The sequence below is a fragment of the 'Fragaria x ananassa' phyllody phytoplasma genome, from assembly GCF_018274325.1.
Taxonomy (GTDB): Bacteria; Bacillota_I; Bacilli_A; order Acholeplasmatales; family Acholeplasmataceae; genus Phytoplasma.
In genome coordinates, this window is sequence record NZ_JAGVRH010000001.1 from 23674 (window position 1) to 46356 (window position 22683).

At 24.8% G+C, this 22683-nt stretch carries 18 protein-coding genes, 3 tRNA genes and 1 other RNA gene; 16 read left to right on the forward strand and 6 right to left on the reverse strand.

Going from position 1 to position 22683, the window contains the following annotated elements:
* The first annotated feature begins 348 nt into the window (after positions 1–348).
* From J8J04_RS00110 to J8J04_RS00140, 7 genes are all read left to right on the forward strand, one after another.
* Positions 349–762: an Hsp20/alpha crystallin family protein gene (locus J8J04_RS00110; RefSeq protein ID WP_212330635.1), complete on the forward strand. Its 414-nt coding sequence runs from the start codon at positions 349–351 to the stop codon at positions 760–762.
* A gap of 559 nt (positions 763–1321) precedes the next feature.
* Positions 1322–2380, forward strand: coding sequence for a signal recognition particle-docking protein FtsY (gene ftsY / locus J8J04_RS00115; RefSeq protein WP_212330638.1), 1059 nt, complete (start codon positions 1322–1324; stop codon positions 2378–2380).
* Between the two features lie 183 nt (positions 2381–2563).
* The gene (gene ffh / locus J8J04_RS00120) at positions 2564–3931 is read left to right on the forward strand and encodes a signal recognition particle protein (protein ID WP_212330642.1); all 1368 of its coding nucleotides are present in this window, start codon (positions 2564–2566) and stop codon (positions 3929–3931) included.
* Positions 3932–4187: 256 nt separating this feature from the next.
* A complete protein-coding gene (locus J8J04_RS00125; RefSeq protein WP_212330645.1) occupies positions 4188–6548 on the forward strand; it encodes a 5'-3' exonuclease H3TH domain-containing protein in 2361 nt (786 codons plus the stop codon).
* A gap of 126 nt (positions 6549–6674) precedes the next feature.
* Positions 6675–7502 carry a DNA-formamidopyrimidine glycosylase gene (gene mutM, locus J8J04_RS00130; RefSeq protein WP_225885786.1) on the forward strand — a complete coding sequence of 276 codons (828 nt, stop codon included), beginning with the start codon at positions 6675–6677 and terminating at the stop codon, positions 7500–7502.
* Positions 7503–7632: 130 nt separating this feature from the next.
* The gene (locus tag J8J04_RS00135; protein ID WP_212330649.1) at positions 7633–8820 is read left to right on the forward strand and encodes a replication initiation protein; all 1188 of its coding nucleotides are present in this window, start codon (positions 7633–7635) and stop codon (positions 8818–8820) included.
* Positions 8821–9020: 200 nt separating this feature from the next.
* Positions 9021–9833: an ATP-binding protein gene (locus tag J8J04_RS00140; RefSeq protein WP_212330652.1), complete on the forward strand. Its 813-nt coding sequence runs from the start codon at positions 9021–9023 to the stop codon at positions 9831–9833.
* Positions 9834–9895: 62 nt separating this feature from the next.
* Here J8J04_RS00140 and ssrA read toward each other — a convergent pair.
* Both ssrA and J8J04_RS00150 read right to left on the reverse strand, forming a co-directional pair.
* Positions 9896–10324: a transfer-messenger RNA gene (ssrA, locus tag J8J04_RS00145) on the reverse strand.
* Positions 10325–10489: 165 nt separating this feature from the next.
* Complete coding sequence (locus tag J8J04_RS00150) at positions 10490–10717, reverse strand: cold-shock protein (RefSeq protein ID WP_212330655.1); 228 nt, start codon at positions 10715–10717, stop codon at positions 10490–10492.
* Positions 10718–10935: 218 nt separating this feature from the next.
* On the opposite strand from J8J04_RS00150, the gene J8J04_RS00155 reads away from it, so the two are divergent.
* Both J8J04_RS00155 and J8J04_RS00160 read left to right on the forward strand, forming a co-directional pair.
* A tRNA-Thr gene (locus J8J04_RS00155) sits at positions 10936–11009 on the forward strand.
* 21 nt (positions 11010–11030) lie between these two features.
* Positions 11031–11105, forward strand: a tRNA-Gly gene (locus tag J8J04_RS00160).
* A 224-nt stretch (positions 11106–11329) separates the two neighbouring features.
* On the opposite strand, the gene J8J04_RS00165 is transcribed toward J8J04_RS00160, so the two are convergent.
* Positions 11330–11415, reverse strand: a tRNA-Leu gene (locus tag J8J04_RS00165).
* Positions 11416–11452: 37 nt separating this feature from the next.
* Positions 11453–13171, reverse strand: coding sequence for a DAK2 domain-containing protein (locus J8J04_RS00170; protein WP_212330658.1), 1719 nt, complete (start codon positions 13169–13171; stop codon positions 11453–11455).
* A 546-nt stretch (positions 13172–13717) separates the two neighbouring features.
* On the opposite strand from J8J04_RS00170, the gene rpmB reads away from it, so the two are divergent.
* The 7 genes from rpmB (at position 13718) to rnhC (ending at position 18925) form a co-directional block, all read left to right on the forward strand.
* Positions 13718–13906, forward strand: a complete 189-nt coding sequence (gene rpmB / locus J8J04_RS00175; RefSeq protein WP_212330661.1) for a 50S ribosomal protein L28 — start codon at positions 13718–13720, stop codon at positions 13904–13906.
* A 94-nt stretch (positions 13907–14000) separates the two neighbouring features.
* On the forward strand, positions 14001–14240 hold the full coding sequence (gene rpmE / locus J8J04_RS00180; RefSeq protein ID WP_212330664.1) for a 50S ribosomal protein L31: 240 nt from the start codon (positions 14001–14003) through the stop codon (positions 14238–14240).
* Between the two features lie 75 nt (positions 14241–14315).
* Positions 14316–14915, forward strand: coding sequence for a thymidine kinase (locus tag J8J04_RS00185; protein ID WP_212330667.1), 600 nt, complete (start codon positions 14316–14318; stop codon positions 14913–14915).
* 41 nt (positions 14916–14956) lie between these two features.
* Complete coding sequence (locus J8J04_RS00190) at positions 14957–15436, forward strand: nucleoside deaminase (RefSeq protein WP_212330670.1); 480 nt, start codon at positions 14957–14959, stop codon at positions 15434–15436.
* 230 nt (positions 15437–15666) lie between these two features.
* Positions 15667–16896: a poly(A) polymerase gene (locus J8J04_RS00195; protein WP_212330673.1), complete on the forward strand. Its 1230-nt coding sequence runs from the start codon at positions 15667–15669 to the stop codon at positions 16894–16896.
* A 57-nt stretch (positions 16897–16953) separates the two neighbouring features.
* Positions 16954–17913, forward strand: coding sequence for an HD domain-containing protein (locus J8J04_RS00200; protein ID WP_212330676.1), 960 nt, complete (start codon positions 16954–16956; stop codon positions 17911–17913).
* A gap of 67 nt (positions 17914–17980) precedes the next feature.
* Positions 17981–18925 (forward strand): ribonuclease HIII, encoded by a 945-nt coding sequence (gene rnhC / locus J8J04_RS00205; protein WP_212330679.1) that lies wholly within the window; start codon positions 17981–17983, stop codon positions 18923–18925.
* Between the two features lie 110 nt (positions 18926–19035).
* Here the strand turns inward: rnhC and J8J04_RS00210 are convergent, their stop codons facing one another.
* Positions 19036–20805 (reverse strand): ABC transporter ATP-binding protein, encoded by a 1770-nt coding sequence (locus J8J04_RS00210; protein WP_212330683.1) that lies wholly within the window; start codon positions 20803–20805, stop codon positions 19036–19038.
* Positions 20802–22541, reverse strand: a complete 1740-nt coding sequence (locus J8J04_RS00215; RefSeq protein ID WP_212330685.1) for an ABC transporter ATP-binding protein — start codon at positions 22539–22541, stop codon at positions 20802–20804. Before J8J04_RS00215 ends, J8J04_RS00210 begins: the two co-directional genes overlap by 4 nt.
* Positions 22542–22683 lie beyond the last annotated feature (142 nt).

Consider the following 22683-nt stretch of genomic DNA (forward strand, 5'->3'; position numbering starts at 1 on the left):
ATTTATATGATTTAAAACATTAATTTATATTTGCTTTGTTTTTGGATGGTTTTTCTTGATTTTAATATTTTTTACAATAATATTGTACCTTAAAATGATATTTATCGATCTTAAAAAAAATAGCACTCATATATTGACAGTGCCAATTTTTTTTGTTAGAATAAAAATGAACTTAAAAAAACAAAGTATTAAGCATTTATATTTAAGCTCTTTTCATGCATGTAAATTTTATGCATGTGAATTGCAGAACAAAACCTTTAAGTTTATTAGTTTTATGTTTAATTTAAAAAAAATTGTTTTTTAAGTTTTTGTTTTATATCAAAAAATAATAAAAAGGAGTAATAAACAATGCTATTTAATTTAATTCAAAAAAATCAAGATTTATTTGAAAATGCATTTGATGATATCAAAATTAATTCTTTTAATAGAATGAGTAATATTATGAAAACAGATATTGAAGAACAAGATAAACAATATCTTATAACTATGGAATTACCAGGATTTAAAAAAGAAGATGTTAAAGTGGCTTTAGAAAATGGTTATTTAACTGTTGAAGCTAAGAATTCGCAAGAAAATAATAAAAAAGAATTAAATTTCATTATAAAAGAAAGATTTCAAGGGGTTTTTAAACGTAGTTTCTATTTAGATAAAGATTTTGTTTTAGAAGATGTTCAAGGAAGTTTAGAAGCAGGATTATTAAAATTAATTATTCCTAAAATAACAATTAATCATTCAGAAAAACGTTATTTAGAGTTAAAATAAAATATAATTTATAATTTAATTATCTTATTTATTTACTTTAGTAATATTTTATTTAATCAATATAACATAAGTATAAAAATTCAAAGGCTAACTTTATCAAAGTTAGTTTTTTTTAATTTATATAGAAGTATTGTTTGAAATATGTTTATTTTTCCCTTGATGTTGTTAATATCAATATAGATTAAAATATATAATATTTTGTTGTTGTAAAAAATGTAAAGTAAGTTTTTTTTGGTTGCAAATACACAAAATGATCAAAAGAATATATAATTAAGAAATATCCCATAATATTATTTAATAACTGTTATTTCTTATTATACTGTTTTGAAAAAATTTGGTAACATGACGATTAAAAAAATATTTAAGTTTGAAATTTATTATTTGCTTCATATTTTAGTAATGAAAAATTAATTTTAAAAGCTAAGTGTTTTTTAAGTTATAATAAAGATGTAGAATTTTTTCATGAGTATATATACCTTTGGTATTTATTTTTAATACCTTTTTTAATATTATTTTAGTGATTAAATAGATAAAATAAAGATAAAAGGGAGATTTTAAAATGTTTAAATGGTTGAAAAAAAATTTTTTTCCCAATAAAGATAAAGATAAATATCAATTAAGTCTTCAAAGCACAAAAAATAATTTTGCTAATTTTCAAACACTTTTAAAAGAAACTAAAAATATTCAAGAATCTTTGTTACAATCTTTAGAAAATATTTTGATTCAAAGTGATTTTGGTGTTACAACTACTCTTTTTTTGATGCAATCGATTAAAGATTATTTGAAAAAAACAAATATTAAAGATGCTTTAAAATTACCATCAATTATTTTAAAACAAATGCTTCACTTATATGAGAATTGTGCAATATCTAAGTTATCATCTGTAAAAAGTGTTAATAGTCATGATGTTACCTCTGACAAACTCGCTTCAAATTGTAATCTTGATAATACTTTAGAACCAAAAGTGGCAAATCCTATGTTTCCTCAAGTATATTTATTTATAGGAGTTAATGGGGTTGGGAAAACCACAACTATTGGTAAAATGGCTATTAAGTTAAAAAACAAAGGTAAAAAAGTGCTTTTGATTGCAGGAGATACTTTTCGTGCAGGGGCAGTTACTCAACTTCAAATTTGGGGGAAACGTGCTGCAAGTAAAGTTTTTGCGAAACATGGTGTTACTAGTCCTTCAAATGTTATTTTTGAAGGATTACAATTGGCTAAAAAAGAACAATATGATGTAGTTTTGTGTGATACTGCTGGTCGATTACAAAATAAAATGAATTTAATGCAAGAGCTTGCTAAAATTAATAGAGTTGTTTTAAAACATTTGCCTTTAGAAAATTTGCAGTCTTTATTAGTTTTAGATGCTAATACAGGGCAAAATGCTCTTAATCAAGTAGCTGTTTTTAATGAAGTAGTTCCTTTAACAGGGGCTATTTTGACTAAATTAGATGGCACTTCTAAAGGAGGAATAGTTTTTTCAATTAAATATTTATATAATTTGCCCATTAAATATATTGGATTAGGAGAAAAACTAGAAGACCTTATTGATTTTGAGATTCACAATTATCTTTTTCATTTATTTGAAAATTTTTTCCCTAAATCACATTTACTTTAGGGTTTCAAATAATTATTTAGCGTTCTCACAAAATAATTATTTGAAAATTTTGGGAGTCTTTTTCAGTTGCGCCCAACAATAGAACACAAGAAACAATTAAAAATATTAAAAAATTATTTAATTATTTCATTTTAAATTTAAAATGAAATAATTAAAAACCTACAAGGAGGTTGAACATTTTAAATGAGTATATTAGGAGATGGATTGCAAAAAATCATTAATAAAATTAATGGTAAAAAAATAATTGAACCTAAAGATATTGAAACCATTATGAAAGATATTCGTTTGTCTTTAATAGAGGCAGATGTACATTTGAAAGTTATTGATAAATTTCATGATATTATTTATCAAAAAAATTTAAAACAAGAAGTTTTAAAAGGTTTAAAACCTAAAGAACAAATTATTAAAATCATTAATGAAACTTTAACACAAATTTTAGGAGCTACTCGTGCTGATTTATCATTAATGCCTGAACCCCACGTAACTACTATGATGTTAATCGGATTACAAGGTAGTGGGAAAACAACTACAGCAGGAAAGTTGGCTCTTTGGTTAAGAAAAAAAAATAATAAAAAAGTTTTATTAATTGCTTGTGATGTTTATCGTCCAGGAGCCATAGAACAACTAAAAACCATTGGTAAACAAATTAATATCGATGTTTTTTCAAAAAAAGAAACTACTAACGTTTCTGTGAATAAAATTATTGAAGAAGGTTTGCAATATGCCAAAAATCAAAGACATGATGTTGCTATTATTGATACTGCAGGGCGTTTAACTATAGATGAGAGAATGATGCAAGAGTTACAACAAATTAAATCTCAATGCCAACCTTCTGAAGTTTTGTTAATTATAGATGCTCTTTCAGGACAACAATCGGCTGAAAATGCGCAATCTTTCCATCAACAAGTGGGTGCTACAGGGGTCATTTTAACGAAAATGGATGCTGATATTAAAGGAGGAACTGCTTTATCTGTAAGAACTATGACACAACTTCCTTTAAAATTTACTTCATCTTCTGAAACTATCGATTCTTTAGAGCAGTTTAACCCTGACAGAATGGCTTCTCGAATTTTAGGTATGGGAGATATTTTGACTTTAATTGAAACAGTTACAGAAAAAATTGATCTTGATCAAGGCAAAAAGATGGTAGATAAATTTTTTAAGGATAGCTATAATTATTATGATTTTCAAAAACAATTAAAAACTTTAAAAAAAATGGGTTCTTTTAGTAAAATTTTAAATTTTATTCCTGGATTAGGAGGAAAAATGAAGCATATTTCATCCAACCTTAATGATGAAGGGTTAAAAAAATTTGAAGTTTTAATTCAAAGTATGACTTTAGAAGAAAAGAAAAATCCACAGTTAATTACTTCAAGTAGTCGAAGAAGATTAAGAATTGCTTCGGGTTCTGGCAATAAATTAAGCGATGTTAACCAGTTAATTAATATTTTAGAACAGCAAAAAAAAATGACTAAACAAATGAAAAAATTTAATAATAAAGATATGTCAAAATTACAAAATGACCCTTTATCTTTTTTTAATAATTTATAATAATTGCTTATAATTAATCTTTTTAAAAAAAATATTTATAGATATCAATATTTTTAATTTAATAATAACTTTCTTGTGTCAAGAAAAAATATTATTTCACAAAAACAATAATAAATTTAAACAAGGTATTTTAAGAAAGTTTTTGAAACTTTCTTTTTTTTATGTTAACTTCATCCTTGAATTATTAAGAAATGATTTTTTTGGTTTGGTTGCCACACAAAATAATTAAGGAATGATTACAATAGGAGAAATAAATATGAAACATTTAGTTTTAGTTGATGGCAATTCGTTAATATTTAGAGCTTATCATGCAACTGCTAATAATGGTAAAAAAATTTTACAAAATAAAAAAGGGGTTTATACTAATGCTCTTTTGGCTTTTATTAAAATGTTTGAAAAAATTTTGCAAAAAACTAAAGGTTATATATTAGTAGCTTTTGACACTCATAAACCTACCAAAAGACATCAAATATATGATGATTATAAAAAAGGAAGGCCTCCTATTCCTGTAGAATTAATTATTCAAATTCCTTTAATTAAACAATATTTAACTTTAATTGGGGTTAAACATCATTTTCAAGATGAATATGAAGCTGATGATATTATTGGTACTTTAGCCAAATCAGCTAGTCTTAATAACATAAAAGTTTTGATTTATTCAAGTGATCAGGATTTATTGCAATTAGTAGATTCGCAAATTACTGTTTGTTTAATTAAAAAAGGATTAAGAGAAATTAAATATTACCGACCACAAACTTTATTAGAAGAATATGGACTGAAAGAATATCAAATGATTGATTATAAAAGTTTAGTAGGAGATGTTTCTGATAATATTAAAGGAGTGGCAGGAATTGGCCCTAAAACAGCGCAAAAATTACTTCAAACTTATGATAATTTAGATAATTTAATCAAATGTTTAGAACAAATTAAACCTGTTTTAAAAACTAAAATTAATAATAGTATGGTTATTTTAAATTTGAGCAAACAACTAACAACAATTGATACTTTGGTTCCTTTACCTTTTACATATTTAGAAACTCAAATGCAACCAGTGTCTTACAATCAACTTAAAAACTTTTATGAAGAAATGGATTTTCGAAGATTAGCTATTACTAAATATATTCGTTTTGAACAAGAAGATCCGATGACGCCCCCATCATCTACAACCAATTCCAATTCTTATCATAATCAAGATGATTTCAGGTATAAGATAATTAAGGATGATATCAGTTTAAATAATCTGATAGTGTGGATTACCCCTTCACAAATTTGGTCTTGTTATTTTGATTTTGATGCTATCACAAACGATAATTCAACTTCTCCAAGTTCGCTTTTAGGAATTGGCTTTTCTGATGGCATTAATAATTTTTACTTAGATCCTAATATAGCTTTAAACAATCACCTTTTTCTTGCTTATTTAAAGGATGAAAATCATTTAAAACATATTTTTAACTATCATAAAGTACAGTTATTTTTATCTTTTCAACAACAACAAGTTGCTGGTGTCATTTTTGATTTATTATCAGCTATTTATCTACTTTTTCCCTTGGAAAAACGGGATTTTATTAATATAGTTGTTCAAATAGATATCTTAAATAATACTAATTATTATAAGCAATTATCAAACAAAGTTTCTCAATTAGAAGAAAGTATATCTTTAAAAGCTTTTGTTATAGCAAAAACTAAAGAAAATGTTTATTATCAATTAAAATTGCAAAATCAGTTATTTTTATTTCAAGAAATAGAGTTGCCTTTATCTAATCTTTTAGCTAATTTAGAATATCAAAACATTTTAAAACAAGTAACTCCTAAAAAAATGGCAACTCATGTAAAAAAGTCATCTGCATCTACATCCAAGTCAAAACAAAATGATTTATTAGAATCCTTTTTGTTTCAACAGCATTATTATATATCAGGTACACGTTTTATCAATGATTTAGCACAAAAAAAAACTTCATATTTTTTCCTGATGCCTTATATACTGTTAAAAACATTAGCTACTTTAGGTAATATTCAAAAGATTAAAGCTTTTTTTCATAATGTTGATCTTCAAGGATTAAATCAGGATAAATTACGTTTTTTTGGCATTAATGAAACTTCAACTCCCAATAATAATTCAGATTTGATGAATAACAAAATTAATCAAACCAATCATGATAATTGCGATATCACTTTTCATTTATCTCAAGAGTTAAATATTTCTGAAACAGAATCTCAAATGTTGGTAAATCAATATTTACATGTTGATGGCGAAATATTGGCATATATTAAGCGTTTATTGGATCAAATTAATCAAAATAGATATTTAGAAACATTATTAAAAAGAAAAATTTTTTTCAAATCTCCTCTTTTGCTAACAACAAAAGATCATGGTTTATCAATATTATATTTCTTTTTGCAGGAAAACATGTTAGATGTTCATAAAATGATCATATTACAATCATTTCGTTGTTTAACTAAAAATAATAGTAGTTTGGGCAATATAAAAGTAAATAATTTAAATTATTCTGATGATACCCCAATTACTTATTCTTTTTTGCTTAAATATTGCCAAAATAATATGCCATTAGTTTCTCAATATTATAACTATTTTTTAGATATTAAAAATTATATTTAAACAACAATTTAAAAAAAAGTTAAAATTTTTAATAATTTTATTAGTTATTTTTTGTTTTTTTTATATTGTTTTTAATTTTAAAAAAATTTTATCTAATAAATATTGAAAAACAAAAAAAAGGAATTAATGATTATGCCAGAATTGCCTGAAGTTGAAATTATTGTTCGTATTTTAAAAAATAAGTTGCAAGGTAAAAAAATCATTGCAACTAAAGTATTTTATGAACCCATTATTAAAAATAAGAATACATTTAAACAAATCGAAGGACAAATTATTTTAGATATCCAAAGAAAAGGGAAATTCTTATTATTTTTTTTAACACAAGAATTGGTTTTAATTGGCCATTTGAGAATGGAAGGAAAATTATTTATACAACCTATTCAAACCCAACATGACAAACATGAACACTTCGCTTTAATCTTAAACGATAACACGTCTTTAAGATATTATGATTTTCGTAAATTTGGAAGGTTTGAAGTTTATCATCAAAATAATTTTTTAACTCAAACCACTCTCCATCAATTAGCTTTAGATCCTTTTGAAATTAATATACATACTTTTTATCAAAGAATCTTAAAAACTAAAAGTGTTTTAAAAAAAGTTTTGCTAAATCAAAAAATAATTTCTGGATTAGGTAATATTTATGTCAATGAAATCTTATTTTTAGCCAAATTACATCCTGAATTTAAAGCTAGTTCTTTAACTTTAAAACAAACTAAAAATATTTTAATAATTGCTCAAAAAGTTTTAAGAAAATCTATTAAATTAGGAGGAACCACTATTAGTACTTTTGAAGCACAACAAGGGTCACAAGGTTATTTTCAAAATTACCTTTTAGTTCATGGTAAAAAAGATCAGCTTTGTAGTCATTGTGATACTAAAATTATTAAAATTAAAATTGGTGGTAGAGGAACTTATCTTTGTCCTTTGTGTCAAAAAAAATCACTTAATTAATTTTTTAATTTTTAAAATAACGATTTATTATAAAACCTACCAAATTGCTAATGTCAATTTATTCAATATTTATTACAAGAATTAGATATCTAATTCAATTCATTTATTATTTTTTTTAAAAGAGGTAGTTATGTCTAGTCGTTTACATTTATTTCAAATTCAAAATCAAATCTTTTTATCATTGGAAGAACAAAGAGCTTTAAATTTGCTTTATCAACCATTAATAGGACCTCAAGCTTTAGGGATTTATCATATTTTATTATCTTTAAAAAATAATTATGAATATCAACATCAGTTTTTATTTGATCTTGGAAATATTTCGGAAAATGTTTTTTATGAAGTACAAGCAAAACTGGAAGCTTTGCATTTATTGTCTACTTATCAAAGTCAAGGTGCTGATGCTAATCAAATTAAAAAACCCAAAATTTATTTTTTAATTGCTCCTTATAAATTTCAAGATTTCTTACAAGATCCACTTTTAAGTGATTTTTTATTAAGTGAAATTGGTGAAAAACATTATTTTAAATTGCAAAATCATTTTTTACCCGAAATTACCAATTTAGAAGGTTTTAAAGATATAAGTAAAAATTTTTCTGATGTTTATCAATTTCAAAAAATTAATTTTAATCAATCTTTGTTAAATAAAAATGAAAATATAAGTAATTCTACAAAAATGGTGTTAAAAACTAATTTTGATTATGAACTTTTTTTGAAACACCTTCCTGAGCGATTTAAAAAACCTTTTTTGATTGAATGGAAAACAATTGATTTTATTCAAAAATTAAGTTTAGTATATAACTTAACTCCTAAAAAAATGGCTGATATATATCAAAAAACTTTTCTTAATGCAAATGATATTAATTTATTAAAATTACGTTTGAATGTGAAAAAAAATAACCATCAAAACAATTCTGATCAAAAAATTGTGTCTTCTCTTAAAATAGGAAATGATGATCAAGAAATGATCTCTTTTTTAAAAAAAGCTAATTCGACACAAAGAATTATTAAAGATTATTGTCAAAAAAATATTCAATCTATGGCAAGTGATACAGTTTTTCAATTATTGGAAAGAAATGATTTAGAATTAGGATTGGTTAATGCTTTATTAATTTATATTTTAAGATATCGCGAAGGGATTTTGCCTTCTGTGGTTTATTTAGAAAAAACATTACAATCATGGGCTTACAAAGGAATTATAGATACAGAAACAGCCTATGATTTTTTGGTTGAAAGTAAAGTACAAAATCAATCTGATCTTAAAAAAAAATCTAATAAACCTAAGTGGATAGATAATATTAAAAAAAATTGGCAATCATAATTTAGTTAATTTTTATTGTTATAACTTAAAAAAACAAAATACAAGAATTAATGTAGTAATGGTTAAAAGTAGGTTTTGTGTTGCGTTGTGTTCGATATTTGTTTGAAGAACAATAATTCATTGAATTAAGATAATATGATTAATTTTATCTAATTTAAAAATGGATACAAGCAACATCAATTTAAAAGGAGTGATAAATAATGGATTTAGAAGATATCAAAAAACAAATAAGAAAAATGCTTGCTCAAGATGAAAATAATAAAAATTTAAATATTGCTGATGAAGATTTATTAACTTATTATTATTATTTGCAAAACAATAAAAAAGATAATGAATATGGGTATCGTCAAGAATTAAAAACAACTCCTTTTACAAGAGTTGTTTGGGTTCCTACTGAAAAATCTAAAAAAATACAATTTCAAGAATATTGGCAAAGTCAAAATGCTTTATTTGAAGGTGAATGTAATTTAGATCAATATTCATTTAATAAATTAATAGTTGATAACGAAAATAAAAAAAAAGTATCACAAGCTATGCAAAAAATTATTAAAAATTTTGCAACTGCTGAAAAAGGTTTTTATCTTTATGGTTCTTTTAAAATTGGAAAAACCTTTTTTTTAAAAGTGTTAGCTCATGAATTATTAAAAAAAGAAATTCCTGTTATGTTTCTTTTTATGCCTAATTTAACTCGTAAATTTAAGAGTTTTTTTCATAATAATTCATTAGAAACTAGATTTCAACAATTAAAAAAAATTGATTGTTTAATTTTAGATGATTTAGGGGTTGAAAATATGAATCCTTGGTTTCGAGATGAAATATTGTTACCTCTTTTACATTATCGATCTGAAAATAAACTACCTATTTTTATTAGTAGTAATTATAATTTTTTGCAATTAGAAAAACATTTATCCAATAATATAACGGATAATAATTATATTAAAATTGCTAAAATTATTACTCAAATTAACGAGTTAACCCGATTTTATGATTTTTCCCAAAAAGAAACTTCTTAATTTGTATTAAAAAAATTCTTTTTAAGAAAAACAATCGAATTTTTAGATTTTTAGAAATTTTTTGGTGGAGATGATGGGAGTCGAACCCATGTACAAAACCATTTTCATTTATATATTCTACATATTTAGTCTATTTTAAATATTTGATAATTTATTACAAAATAGACAAAAATATAAATTACGAGTCTTTGTTAATTTTGCAACAAAAAGCCAAAAACAAACCATTTGAGCAAGCTTACTTTTGTTATCCTAACTTAAACCTTAAGCTAATTTAAGTTTAGGTTTTACTTTATTTAATTAATAACAAGCAAGAGTTGAAGAATAATTGCTGTAAGAAGCAGGAACATAACTATATATGTTTTGTTCTGTGCTTGAATTTACACCAATTGTATTTGTATTTTTTCCGGTTATTTTAACCTCGACGTTTTTACTTGCGTAACCAAGATATGCTATATAAATTTTAATGACTTTGGCAAATCCAAAACATCCCCATATTTTTATTTTAACTAATTTCAAGTAGGAAATCAACAAATTGTTGTTAATAAAGTTATATAGGTTAAAATTTAAACAATAAAATCAATGTTTTTGGTATATTTGATATAACTGACATAACAAAAAAAGGATTTAAATCCTTTTTTTTGTGAGTATGGTATTACTTATTCTTGAATAACGATAACATCTACTGCTTGAATACCTCCTTGTCTTCCTTCTTTAACGCTAAATTCAACTTTATCACCTTCGTTTAATACTTTACGTCCATAAACTTCTGTTTGAATAGAACTATAGTGCACAAAAATATCTTTTTCGTCAGATGAACAAATAAAACCATAACCTTTATCTTTGGAAAACCATCTGCATGTTCCTTGTTGTTTTGTTTCTTGCATTATTACTAATACTCCTTTTTGAAAATATTTCGGTTTTACAACCTAATATCTATTATAACTTATTTATTTTCTGAGTCAATCTTTTTTTGCTTACTTTTTTTACTTATTGTGTTTATTTTTACGAAAATATCGTAAATAACATGAATAATATTATTTTTTTATGAAAAAAAGATAATTTGAGATAATAATTAAAATTATGTTATAATAACAAATGTTAAGTCCTTATAGTTTAATGGCAGAACGTAGCAATGGTAATGCTGAAATACAAGTTCAATTCTTGTTAAGGGCACCAAAAACAATAGTTATTTAAAATGTGGGTGTTGTATAGTGGTTATTACACGTGCTTGCCAAGCATGAGACGGGAGTTCGATTCTCCTCACCCGCTCCAAATAAAAAATTGATAATATTATATCAATTTATAAAGATATGAGATTTTTTTGTTAAACTATTTATTTTGTACTACCGTGTTTTTTTAAATGATAATGTATTTATTTTAATTAATATAATGTTATCAAATATATAAAACAAGAGTAATCTTTTTTATAATAAAAGATTACTCTTGTTTTTTTAAGTGTTAAGTTTTATTAAATTAAAATTTGTTGAAATTAAAAATGGTGCGGATAATGAGATTTGAACTCATACGAGAAATATCTCACATGTTACTCAAACATGCACGTCTACCATTCCGTCATACCCGCAGCAAAAAAGATAAAGATGATATTTATATAATCATCTTTATTCTAAAGATACAAGATAAGGATCACTATCATGATCGTTTTCGATAGTTTCTACTTCTATAAAATCATATGTTTGGTTTAAATATTTTTCTATTTTTTCTAATTCTTGAGGATCAGTGATAGAAGTATTATAAAAAATAGTTAAAAAAGTATGATCAGGTGTAATCATTTTTTGTAAAAGTTCACTAATAACTTTGTATTTATTTGGATTTGTTGATACAACTTTATCTTCATAAATAGATACATAATCTTTTTCATTTATATTTTTGATATTAATTTGATTATTTATTTGAATTTGTTTGTTCACACGGTAAGATGCAATAATTTTCCCAGTTTTCATATTTTTAAGAGTAGCTTTAATATTTTGATAATTTTGATCCCAAGTCAATGATTGATCAAAGGCTAAAAGAGCACTGTGAGTTTGAGCAATGTTTTTAGTTGGTAAAATAATTATTTGTGGTTGTTCTTTTGAGGTCTTGATTTTGTTTTGTGTTAAAGAAGTAAAGATTTCAGAACTATTAGGCAATACAACAATATATGGCACTTTGTTTTGGTTAATTAAATTAACTAAAGTTGTTTTGGAAAAATCTTGTTGTTTAATAATTTGATTTACCTTAAATTCTTCTAATAGTTTTTTTGTTTTGGAATCTTTAACAAAGGCAATCAAATAGTATTTATTTTCTTGTTGTTCTTGTGTTAAGATGCCATTTTTTGATTTTGAAATGGTGGTTTGATTTAATATATTACTTTTTTCATGAAGGACTTGATGATGCTGTTCTTTCATGTTATCAATTTTGCTAATTTGTAAATCGCCATATTTTAAAAGTTTTTCTAAAATAGCTCCTGGTTTATTGGTGTGAATATGAATTTTTAAAACTTCTTGATCTTGTACCAAAACTAAAGAGTCACCTTTTTTTAAAAAATAAGTTTTTAATTGTTCCATATCTATTTGATCGCTATTTTTTAATTTAAATATATATTCTGTGCAATAGGTATATTTAATATCAATTTGTCCTAAGTGTTTAATGTGATGAGCAGTTTCATACTTACTGGACGCATGATCTTGTATTTTTATGTTTTTTCCTTCTTGCAAAAAGCGTAAAATACCTTTTAAAATTTCAACAAAACCAGCACCACCGCTGTCAACAACTCCAGCTTGTTTTAAAACAGGTAATAAATCAGTTGTTTGAATTAATGTATTTTGAGCATTTGATAAAAAATTAGCGATTACGTCAGTAATAGTTTTAAATTGGTTGGTATGTTTAACTGTTTCTTTAATTGCTTCACGAAAAACAGTTAAAATAGTGCCTTCGGTAGGTTTAATAATAGCTTGATAAGCTTTTTGATAACCATTTTCAAGTGATTGTACAAATTCTACTAAATTAATATTTTTTTTTTGTAACTGAATAAAAGTAGCTGCCATTCCTGCAAAAAACTGTGATAAAATAACTCCTGAATTGCCCTTAGCTCCCATTAATAAAGCTTTGGATAAGATTTGTGAAATTTCTACTATGGAATTAGTTGTTAAATTTTGAATTGCTTTCACTCCTGACATCATAGTAATTTTCATGTTGGTTCCTGTATCTCTATCTGGAACCGGGAAAACGTTTAAATTATCAATTTGATGGTAATTATTTTGTAAATTGATAGCTCCATTGATAATCATGTTTTTAAATAATTGACCATCAATGTTTTTAATCATTTGTTTTTGTTTCATAGTTTTAATCTTTCTTTGAAATTTTTTAATAATTAGTTTTTTTAATTTTTTCTTTTTTTAATTATTTCAAATAAAATTGATATAACATTTTATTGCTATTCTTTCATTATTGATGATTTTAAAGAATTTCTCTATTTACTATTTGCATTTGTACTATTTATATTGATATCAACAAATAAACCACTAATAAATGATCATAATAAAAACCTCTTTTTAATTATAACATATTTTAATTTTGCACTGTTACAACAAAAAAAATAAAAGTAAGATATGTGAGATATGGGATATAATCTTTATTTATGTAGTTGTTTATTTTGTCAATAGCAAATATCAAATTTTTAAAGACGTGTGTTAAAAAAATATTAAAAAAATCAGTAATCACAAAAATATTAAACAAAAGCATTAAAAATTGAAAAAAATGTAAACAAAAAAACACCAAAAAATATAAAACAAAAATATATTTTTATCTATAGATTTATTATTTATGTTATAATTAAAGTATATGTAAAATAAATACGTAAATATTAACAAAAAGGAGATAAACAAATGAGTAAATGTTATGTTACTGGTAAAACTACTCTTTTTGGCAATCGTCGTAGTCATGCCATGAACGCTACCAAAAGAATTTGGAAATCTAATTTACAAAATATCCGCATTATTGATGAAAAAGGGAAAGTCCAAAAAGTAAAAATTTCTGCTCGTGCTTTGAAAAAACTTAAATTACAAAGAGTTTAATAACATTTCTTGATTTTTCTTTTCTAAAACGATGTTAAATCATTTTATATTTTTTTTAAATTATAATTAAAAAACAAGGAGCATTTGTAACCATATGAAAGCTAAGATTCATCCTCAATTTCAAAAAGTTGAAATTTCTTGCGCCACTTGTCAAAAAAAACATATTATTGGGACAACAGTTGCAAGTATTAAAATAGAAACTTGTTCTAATTGTCATCCTTTTTATACTGGAGCTCAAACTTTTGTGGTAGCAGCAGGTCCAATTGACAAATTCAACAAACGTTACGGTGTAAAATCAAAAAAAGTAAATAATAATGATGAGGATTTTAAGTAAACATAATTAATTAAATGACATGAAAATATATCTTAATCTAGTTACTTTTCAAATTTATAAAGGAATTAAAATATAATGACTAAAGAAAAACAAGGGTTTATTGAAGTTATTTGCGGCCCAATGTTTGCAGGAAAAACAGAAACACTTATAAAATGTAGTCAACGCGCCCAACAACTTAATCAAAATATTTTATCCTTTAAACCTCGTATAGACAATCGTTATTCTATTAAAGAAGAGATAGTATCTCATAACTTTAACACTATTCCTGCTATTTTAATTGATAAAAGTAGCGAAATTCTTAATTTTATTAATGCAAAAACTGATGTAGTTATTGTCGATGAAGCTCAATTTTTAGATAATGATATTGTTGCTATTGTCGATTATTTAGCTAATCGCAATATTCAAGTGATTATATCAGGTTTAGATTTAGATTTCAGAAGAAAGCCTTTTGGACCAATGCCTTATTTATTAGCTTTAGCTGAAAAGGTTACTAAATTAACAGCAGTTTGCGCCATTAGCGGAGAACCAGCTACCAAAACTCAAAGATTAATTGATGGCCAACCGGCTAAAAGCAGTGATCCTATTATCTTAGTGGGAGCTAGAGAATCCCACGAACCTCGCACTCGTAAATATCATAGTTTATTGGATATAGATAAAACCATTATCGCTTTATAAAAATAAAAAAACTTAAAAAATTGGATGCGTTTTAATTCTTTATGGAAAACCAAAGCAAAAATATTTTCTTTATGAAAGCCGCTTTAAAAGAAGCCCGAAAGGCTTATTTAAAAAAAGAAGTTCCTGTAGGAGCGGTAGTAGTTTTAAATGATAAAATTATTGCTCGTGCTCACAATAATCGTCATCAAAAAAACTTTTTTTTTGGTCACGCTGAATTTTTAGTCCTTATTAAAGCTAATAAAAAATTAAAAACTCGTCGTTTAAATAATATTTCAGTTTATGTTACTTTAGAACCTTGCTTAATGTGCACTGGCGCTTTAATCCAAGCAGGAGTTAAAAAATTATATTATGGAGCTAGTGATTTTAAAACCTACTCTATGGAAAATATGAATTCTTCTTTAAGTATTTTTTCTTCTTATAAAGTTATTGCTAAATCAGGTTTTTTGGCTCCAGAAAGCTCAGATCTTTTAAAACACTTTTTTCAAAAATTAAGACAAAAAGATGATTTTCAAAAAACATAAAAATTATTTACAATTACTATCTAGATCATCATTTGATGGTCTTTTTGTTTTTTATCTTTTCTCTATTTGTTTTGTTTGCACAATTTACATTTTACATTTGTTTTTTTGTCTTTAATGATAACAGTTTGATAAACAATTTAAATAAAAAAATAAAAAAGAAAGTCATTTTTTCGAAGTCCCTCCTCTCATCCATCCCCTCCCTATATTTTAAAAGAATGATAAATTAAAATATGTTACAATTAAATCAATTTTCACAAATTAAAATAGCTCAAAACATTATCAAAAAATTAAAAAACCAAGGATTCGAAGCTTTTATAGTTGGTGGTGTGGTCAGAGATTATTTATTAAACACTCCTATAAATTCTGATATCGATCTTACTACCAATGCTCTACCATATCAAATAATTCAGTTTTTTCCACAACAAAAACTAATTGTATCTTATGGTAGTATGAAACTTATGATAGGAAATAACACCTTTGAAATTACTACTTATCGAAAAGAAGATGAATATCAAAATCATCGTCACCCTAAAAAACTGGTTTTTATCAAAAATATTCAAGAAGACCTTTTAAGACGCGATTTCACTGTTAATACTTTACTTATGGATGAACACGGACAAATTTTTGATTTTGCATCAGGTATAACAGATTTAGAACAAAAAATTTTGCGCACTGTCAAAAATCCCCTTGTCAGTTTTAAAGAAGATGCTTTAAGAATTATGAGAACTTTTTATTTCCAGGCTAAATTAGGTTTTCACATAGAAACCAACACTCAACAAGCCTTACTTCAACAATCTTATTTACTGACTAAAATCTCTTATCAAAGAATTTATGAATATTTACAAAAAATAATAATTTATCCTTATTGGCACATTAGTTTTCAAAATATGATGCAAACTAAATCTCACTTCTTTTGTAACTCTTTAACTCCTACAATTGCTTTTTTTGCGTCTTTAAATTCTGACACTCTCAAAGAACTACAAATAGAAACTAGTTTGCCAGAAAGTATTTTTTGGAGCATAGCTTCAACTTTTAATTCAAATATTTTTACTATTTACTCCATTCCAAAAGCCAAAAAAAAGCAATCTCAATTGTTACTTCATTTAAAAGACCAAATAACATCAAAATACAAATTAACCTTTAATTTATTTCAATATGGGCTTGCAAATTGTTTATTAGTTGCTAAAATCAATTATCTTTTAAATCCTTCTTCTTATTCATCGATTCATTCTTTTTTGATGTATATACAAGAGCTTCAAACCATTTATAAAAATCTTCCTTTAAAAAAAATTACTGATTTAAAAATTTGCTTGAAAGAAGTTTTTGCACAAATGAGTTATAATTCCTTTATATTGCCAAAAAATTTTAAAAAAAAATTAATTGGTAAAGTTTTAAACCAACAATTACCTAATCAAAAAGAGGCACTCATGCATTTTATCATAAATTATATTAAAAAATAAGTTGATATAATTTGTTTCAAAAAAATTTTAAAAATTAAAAAAAGAGAAAACGACATTATGAACGTAAATTCAAATATTATTACACCAATTAAAGAACCAGGAAAAATTAATTATTTTATAGGAAAAGTAACTAGTTTAAATCAAGGTTATCATTTTGCTAATATTAATATTCAATTAACTGATAAAAGTGATGTTAATATTAAATTAAATAAAGATATTCCCTCCTCTAAACCTATTTTAGGACAGATATATTGCTTTGAAACTATTTGCTTAGTGAAAAATACAGAATTAATTTTTATGAATCAAAAATTTAGTTTAGCACAAGATAGTTTGGATATGCAAACTTTATATGAAGTATTTCAAAGTTTTTATAAATGTGCCCCTATTTCTTTTGCAGTTGTTGCAACTGATTTAGAAAAATACCTTGCTAAAATTAAAAATCATATTTTAAAAACAGTCACTACTAATTTATATTTACGTTATAAAAATAAATTTTTAATTTCTAAAGCAGCTTTGAAAATACATCATAATTATTATGGTGGTTTAGGATATCATACTTTAACTATGTTAAAAATGGCAGAACCGCTTTTAAAAATATATCCTTTTTTAAATAGTGATTTACTTTATGCAGGTATTATTTTGCATGATATGGCCAAAATTCAAGAAATAGATTTTAACAAAAAAGAATATACTAAAGAAGGAAAATTATTAGGACATTTAGTGATGATCGCTTGTGATGTGGAAGTAGAAGTTAATTTGTTAGGTTATCAAAAAAAAGAAGAAATTTTACTTTTAAAACATATGCTAATTGCTCATCATGGACTTTTAGAATATGGTTCAGTGAAAAAACCTCAAATAGGAGAAGTTCTTTTGTTATGGTATTTAGATAATATTGATTGTAAATTAACATCTTTGAGCGAAATGTTACAAAAAACAGATGTACAAACATTTACAGAATCTATTCTTGTTTTAGAAAAAAGGAATTTTTACAAACCTTTGTTATCTGATAATAAATAATGATATTTAGTTATTTTGATTTGATTGCGTTGTTTCATAAATAAAAGGAAATTATTAATATATATATATGTTAAATTATGTTTTAAAATTAGATGCATCACAATTCTTAAAAATAAAAAAATTTTATCATAAGCAATTACAAACGACTCTTAATAAGGATGTAGCTTTTGTCATTTGTGATATTGATGATAAAATAACTGTGTATCGTAATTATACTTTGCTTGTACAAGGCAATAAAGCCTTGGTTAAAATGAATTTTTTGAAAAAATTATTACAAATCCCTCTTCAAGAAACAAATAATTTTCACCATTTAGATAATTTTTTTTTCAAAAAAACTCAAGCTAATCATTTATCTAAAAATTACTATTTGGAATCTATTGGTTCTGATGAAGTCGGAACAGGAGATGTTTTTGGCCCTATTGTTGTTTGTTGTGTATATCTTTCTCCCCAAAATATTGTTTTTTTGAAAAAAGTAGATTCTATTTTGGAATCTAAAAAGCAATCAGATCAAAAAATTCTTCAAATAGCCCCTTTAATGATTAAAAATTTTTTATTTTCGGTAGAAACAATGATGCCTGAAGATTATAATAAGGTTATTCATAAATATAATCTTAACAAAATAAAATCTTTGTTGCATAATCAGGCTATTCAAAAAACTGTAGCTAAAACACCTCATCAAGTAGTTGTTATTTTAGATCAATTTTGCAATCCTCAAAATTATTTTCAATATTTAAAAGATGAAACAACAGTTTATCAAAAAATTCATTTTGAAACAAAAGCTGATAGTCATTATTTAAGTGTTGCTGCTGCATCTATTATTGCTCGTTATTTTTTTTTAATAGCTATTGATAAAATAGGGAAGTTGGTTGCCACTTCATTAAAATTAGGAGCCAATAAGGAAGTTGATCATCAAATTGCTTGGATTGTTAAACAATATGGTTCTGATATTTTAAAAAAAATTGCTAAATGTAATTTTAGAAATATTATTCATAAATTTCATCAATATTTATAATTATAAATATGCGTTTGTTTATTTAGTACGTTTATATAAAATTAAAAGACCCTTTTAATAAGGGTCTCTCTTTTTATATTTTGGATTCTTGGTTGAATTGTTAAAATAGTTTAGTTTTGAAATTGGCTTTGATAAAGTTTATAATAAAAACCTTTATTAGCTAAAAGTTGTTGGTGTGTGCCTTGTTCGATAATAACACCACGGTTTAATACTAAAATTTTATCAGCATTGATAATAGTTGATAAGCGATGAGCAATAACAAAAGATGTTTTGTTTTGAATTAATTTATTAATAGCTTTTTGTAATAAAATTTCAATACGAGTGTCAACATTAGAAGTGGCTTCATCTAAAATTAAAATTTTAGGATTGCTTAAAACAGTTCTTGCGATAGTAATTAGTTGTTTTTCTCCTTGTGATAAATTATCGGCTTCCTCATTGATTACCATTTGGTATTCGCCAGGTTTATTTTTAATAAAATAATTAACTTGGGCTTTTTCAGCAGCTTTTAAAACTTCTTCATCGTTTGCTTGTTGATTTCCGTATTTAATGTTTTTCCAAATAGTATCTTTAAAAAACCAAGTTTCTTGTAAGACCATGCCAAAGATACTTCTTAAATTATCTTTTTTTAATTTACGAATATCAATGCCATCAACTTGAATAGAACCTAAGTTAACATCATAAAACCTCATTAAAAGATTGATTAAAGTTGATTTCCCAGAGCCAGTAGGTCCTACAATAGCAATAGTTTGCCCTTTTTCGGCAGTAAAACTTATATTCCTTAAAAGCATATCTTTATTATTGTAACTAAAAGATACATTTTCAAAAATAACTTGTCCTTCTGGTTTAGGTAAAACTAAGGGATTAGTTACTTCAGGGGCTTCTTCGATTTCATTTAAGAAAGAAAAAACTCTTTTAGAAGCAGCATTAGCAGATTGAATCAGAACTGACATATGTCCTAATTCAATAATGGGATTTCCTAAGCGCCATACATATTGTAGAAAAGTTCTAAATAATCCAATTTTAATTACTGTAAGTCCTAAATTCATTAAGAAATTAGGTGTTTGGGGTTGGATTAGAAAATATCCTGTAATGCTTACTACAACCAAAGTTAAATAAGTAAATAAACTAACTATAGGACCTGATAATCCAGATAAAAAATTGGATTTAAAAATTAATTGTTGTAAATGAGTGTTATATTCATTGAATTCTTTGATTGTTGCTTTTTGTTGGTTGTAAAGGATAATTTCTTTATATCCAGTGTATTTTTCTTGTAAAAAACCATTATAATTACCTGTTGATTCAAATCTTTGAATAAATACTTTTTGTGAATTTTTAAAAATACAATAAGTGGTGTAAAAAGATAAAGGAATCATAATAAAAACTATACACGCTAAAAACCAATGTAAGACAAACATAAAACTAATAATCATAAAAATTAATAAAAAAGCAGAAATCATAATTGAAAATGATTGTTGTAAACAGTTAGAAATAACTTCAATGTCATTAGTTATGCGGCTCATAATATTTCCTAAAGTATTTTGATCAAAATATTTGATGGGTAAATTATGAATTTTTCTTTGTACATCTTGTCTTAACCCACACATACTTTGATGGATAGATTGGATTAATAATTTATTAAAAATCAAACGACAGATAACTATAAATAAATAAAGTAATAAATTTAAAATTAAAACTTGAAGGATATGTTTGGTAAAATCGGTTATTTTAGGTGATTGTATTTGATTTTTAATGCTATCAGTAATAAATTTTCCTTCGAAAAAAGGAATAAAACAACTCACAGCAGTAACTATTAAAATGAGGCAAATACTGATGATAATTTTGGTTTTAAAAGGTTTTAGGTATTTTAAAATGTATTTCATAAGGACACCTTTAAATTTTGCGATTTGGCAATTTCTTGATATAAAAGACAATTTTTAATTAATTCTTCATGTGGACCTATTGCAACGATGCATCCTTCGTTTAAAACAACGATTTTATCAGCGGTTAAAACAGAAGTAAGTCTTTGAGCTACAATTAAAACTAAAGCTTTTTGCTTCATTTCTAAAAAAGCCTTTCTAATTTCATATTCTGTTTTATAATCTAAGGCTGAGAAAGAATCATCAAAAATATAAATATCTGGTTTTTTAATAAAACCACGAGCCATAGAAAGTCTTTGTTTTTGTCCGCCAGAAAAATTAGCGCCAAATTCGCTGACTCTATCTTGTAATTTATGGCTTTTATTTTGAACAATATTTTGGGCTTGGGCTAACTTTAAAGCCTCTAACATTTGTTTTTTTTGAGGATCATTTTTACCAAATGCTAAGTTGCTCCTAATAGTTCCTTTAAATAAAACATTTTTTTGGGAAATAAAACTAATTTTTTTTCTTAAATAAGAAAGGTCATATTCTTTGATATTAATGTTATTAATTTTAATCACTCCTTGGTTAACATCATAAAAACGAGGAATTAAACCGATTAAAGTTGATTTTCCTGCTCCTGTTGCTCCAACAAAAGCAATTACTTCTCCTTGATTCAAGGTGAAATTAATATTTGTTAAAATTGGTTTGGAAGTATTGGGATAAGAAAAAGTCACATTTTCAAAAGATAATTTGTGAAATGGTATTTGTGGTTGTAAAGGAGAAATAGTGTTTTTGATGGTAGGAGTAATGCTTAATAGTTGTTCGATTCTTTTGATAGAAACTAAAGTTTTGGGGAACATCATAAAAAGAAGTAAAAAATCTAAAATAGAAAATAAAACATGTAATTGATAATCAATACAAGACAATAATTGACCGATAGTAAAATTAGGAAATAAGTTGCGGTAATGTGAATTAGTGAGTATAATAGCTCCAATTCCAAAATTAATTAAAATAGATAAATTAAGGAAAAAATAAAAAATAGGGTCAATTGATACCATAAAACTAAATAATTTAATAGAAAAAAGACTATATTTTTTATTTATTTTAGCAAAACGTTGAGTTTCATAATTGCTTTGTCGAAAAGCACGAATAGATTTAATCCCAATTAAGTTTTCACGGATAATAACATTTAGATTATCTAATTTTTTTTGTTGTTCTTGGGACAGACGATAGCATTTTTTAATAATGATAATTAGTACTAAAATTAAAAAAGGGAAAATAAAAAGGATTCCTAAAATTAAGAAAGAGGCGACATAACAAATAGCAATGACGCTAATAATTAACATAATGGGCGAAACAACTGCAGTACGATAAAAGACAGAAATAAAATTCATAATTTGATAAACACAAGAAGTAGTACGATTAAGGAGTGAAGCGATTCCTAATTGTTGTACTTCTGTAGGAGAAAAGGTTTGGAATTTTTTAAAGATATCGCCACTTAAATCACGAAATAAGAGTGATGAAACTCGGGAAGAACAATAGTTAAGAATTAAATTACCAATAAAACCACAGCAAGCAAATAAAATTAAAATTAGTAATAAATATAAAGGGTCTAATTTATTGTTAGTGTAATCCACAATATATTTACCAATCATAAAAGGAATCCCTAATTCGCCACAACATACTAATAATACAGCGATTAAATTTAAAAATAATAAAACTTTATATTTTATTAAATATTTCCAAATGATTTTCATAAGTTTAAATTTATAATTCCTTTGTTTGATAAATTTTGAAAAGATATTTTTATTTTTAATTTTTCTTACTTTTGCTTATTTTGTTTGCATTTTCTTTTTACCTTTTATTAAAAAGAGATGGAAAATTATGCAAAAATAAGAA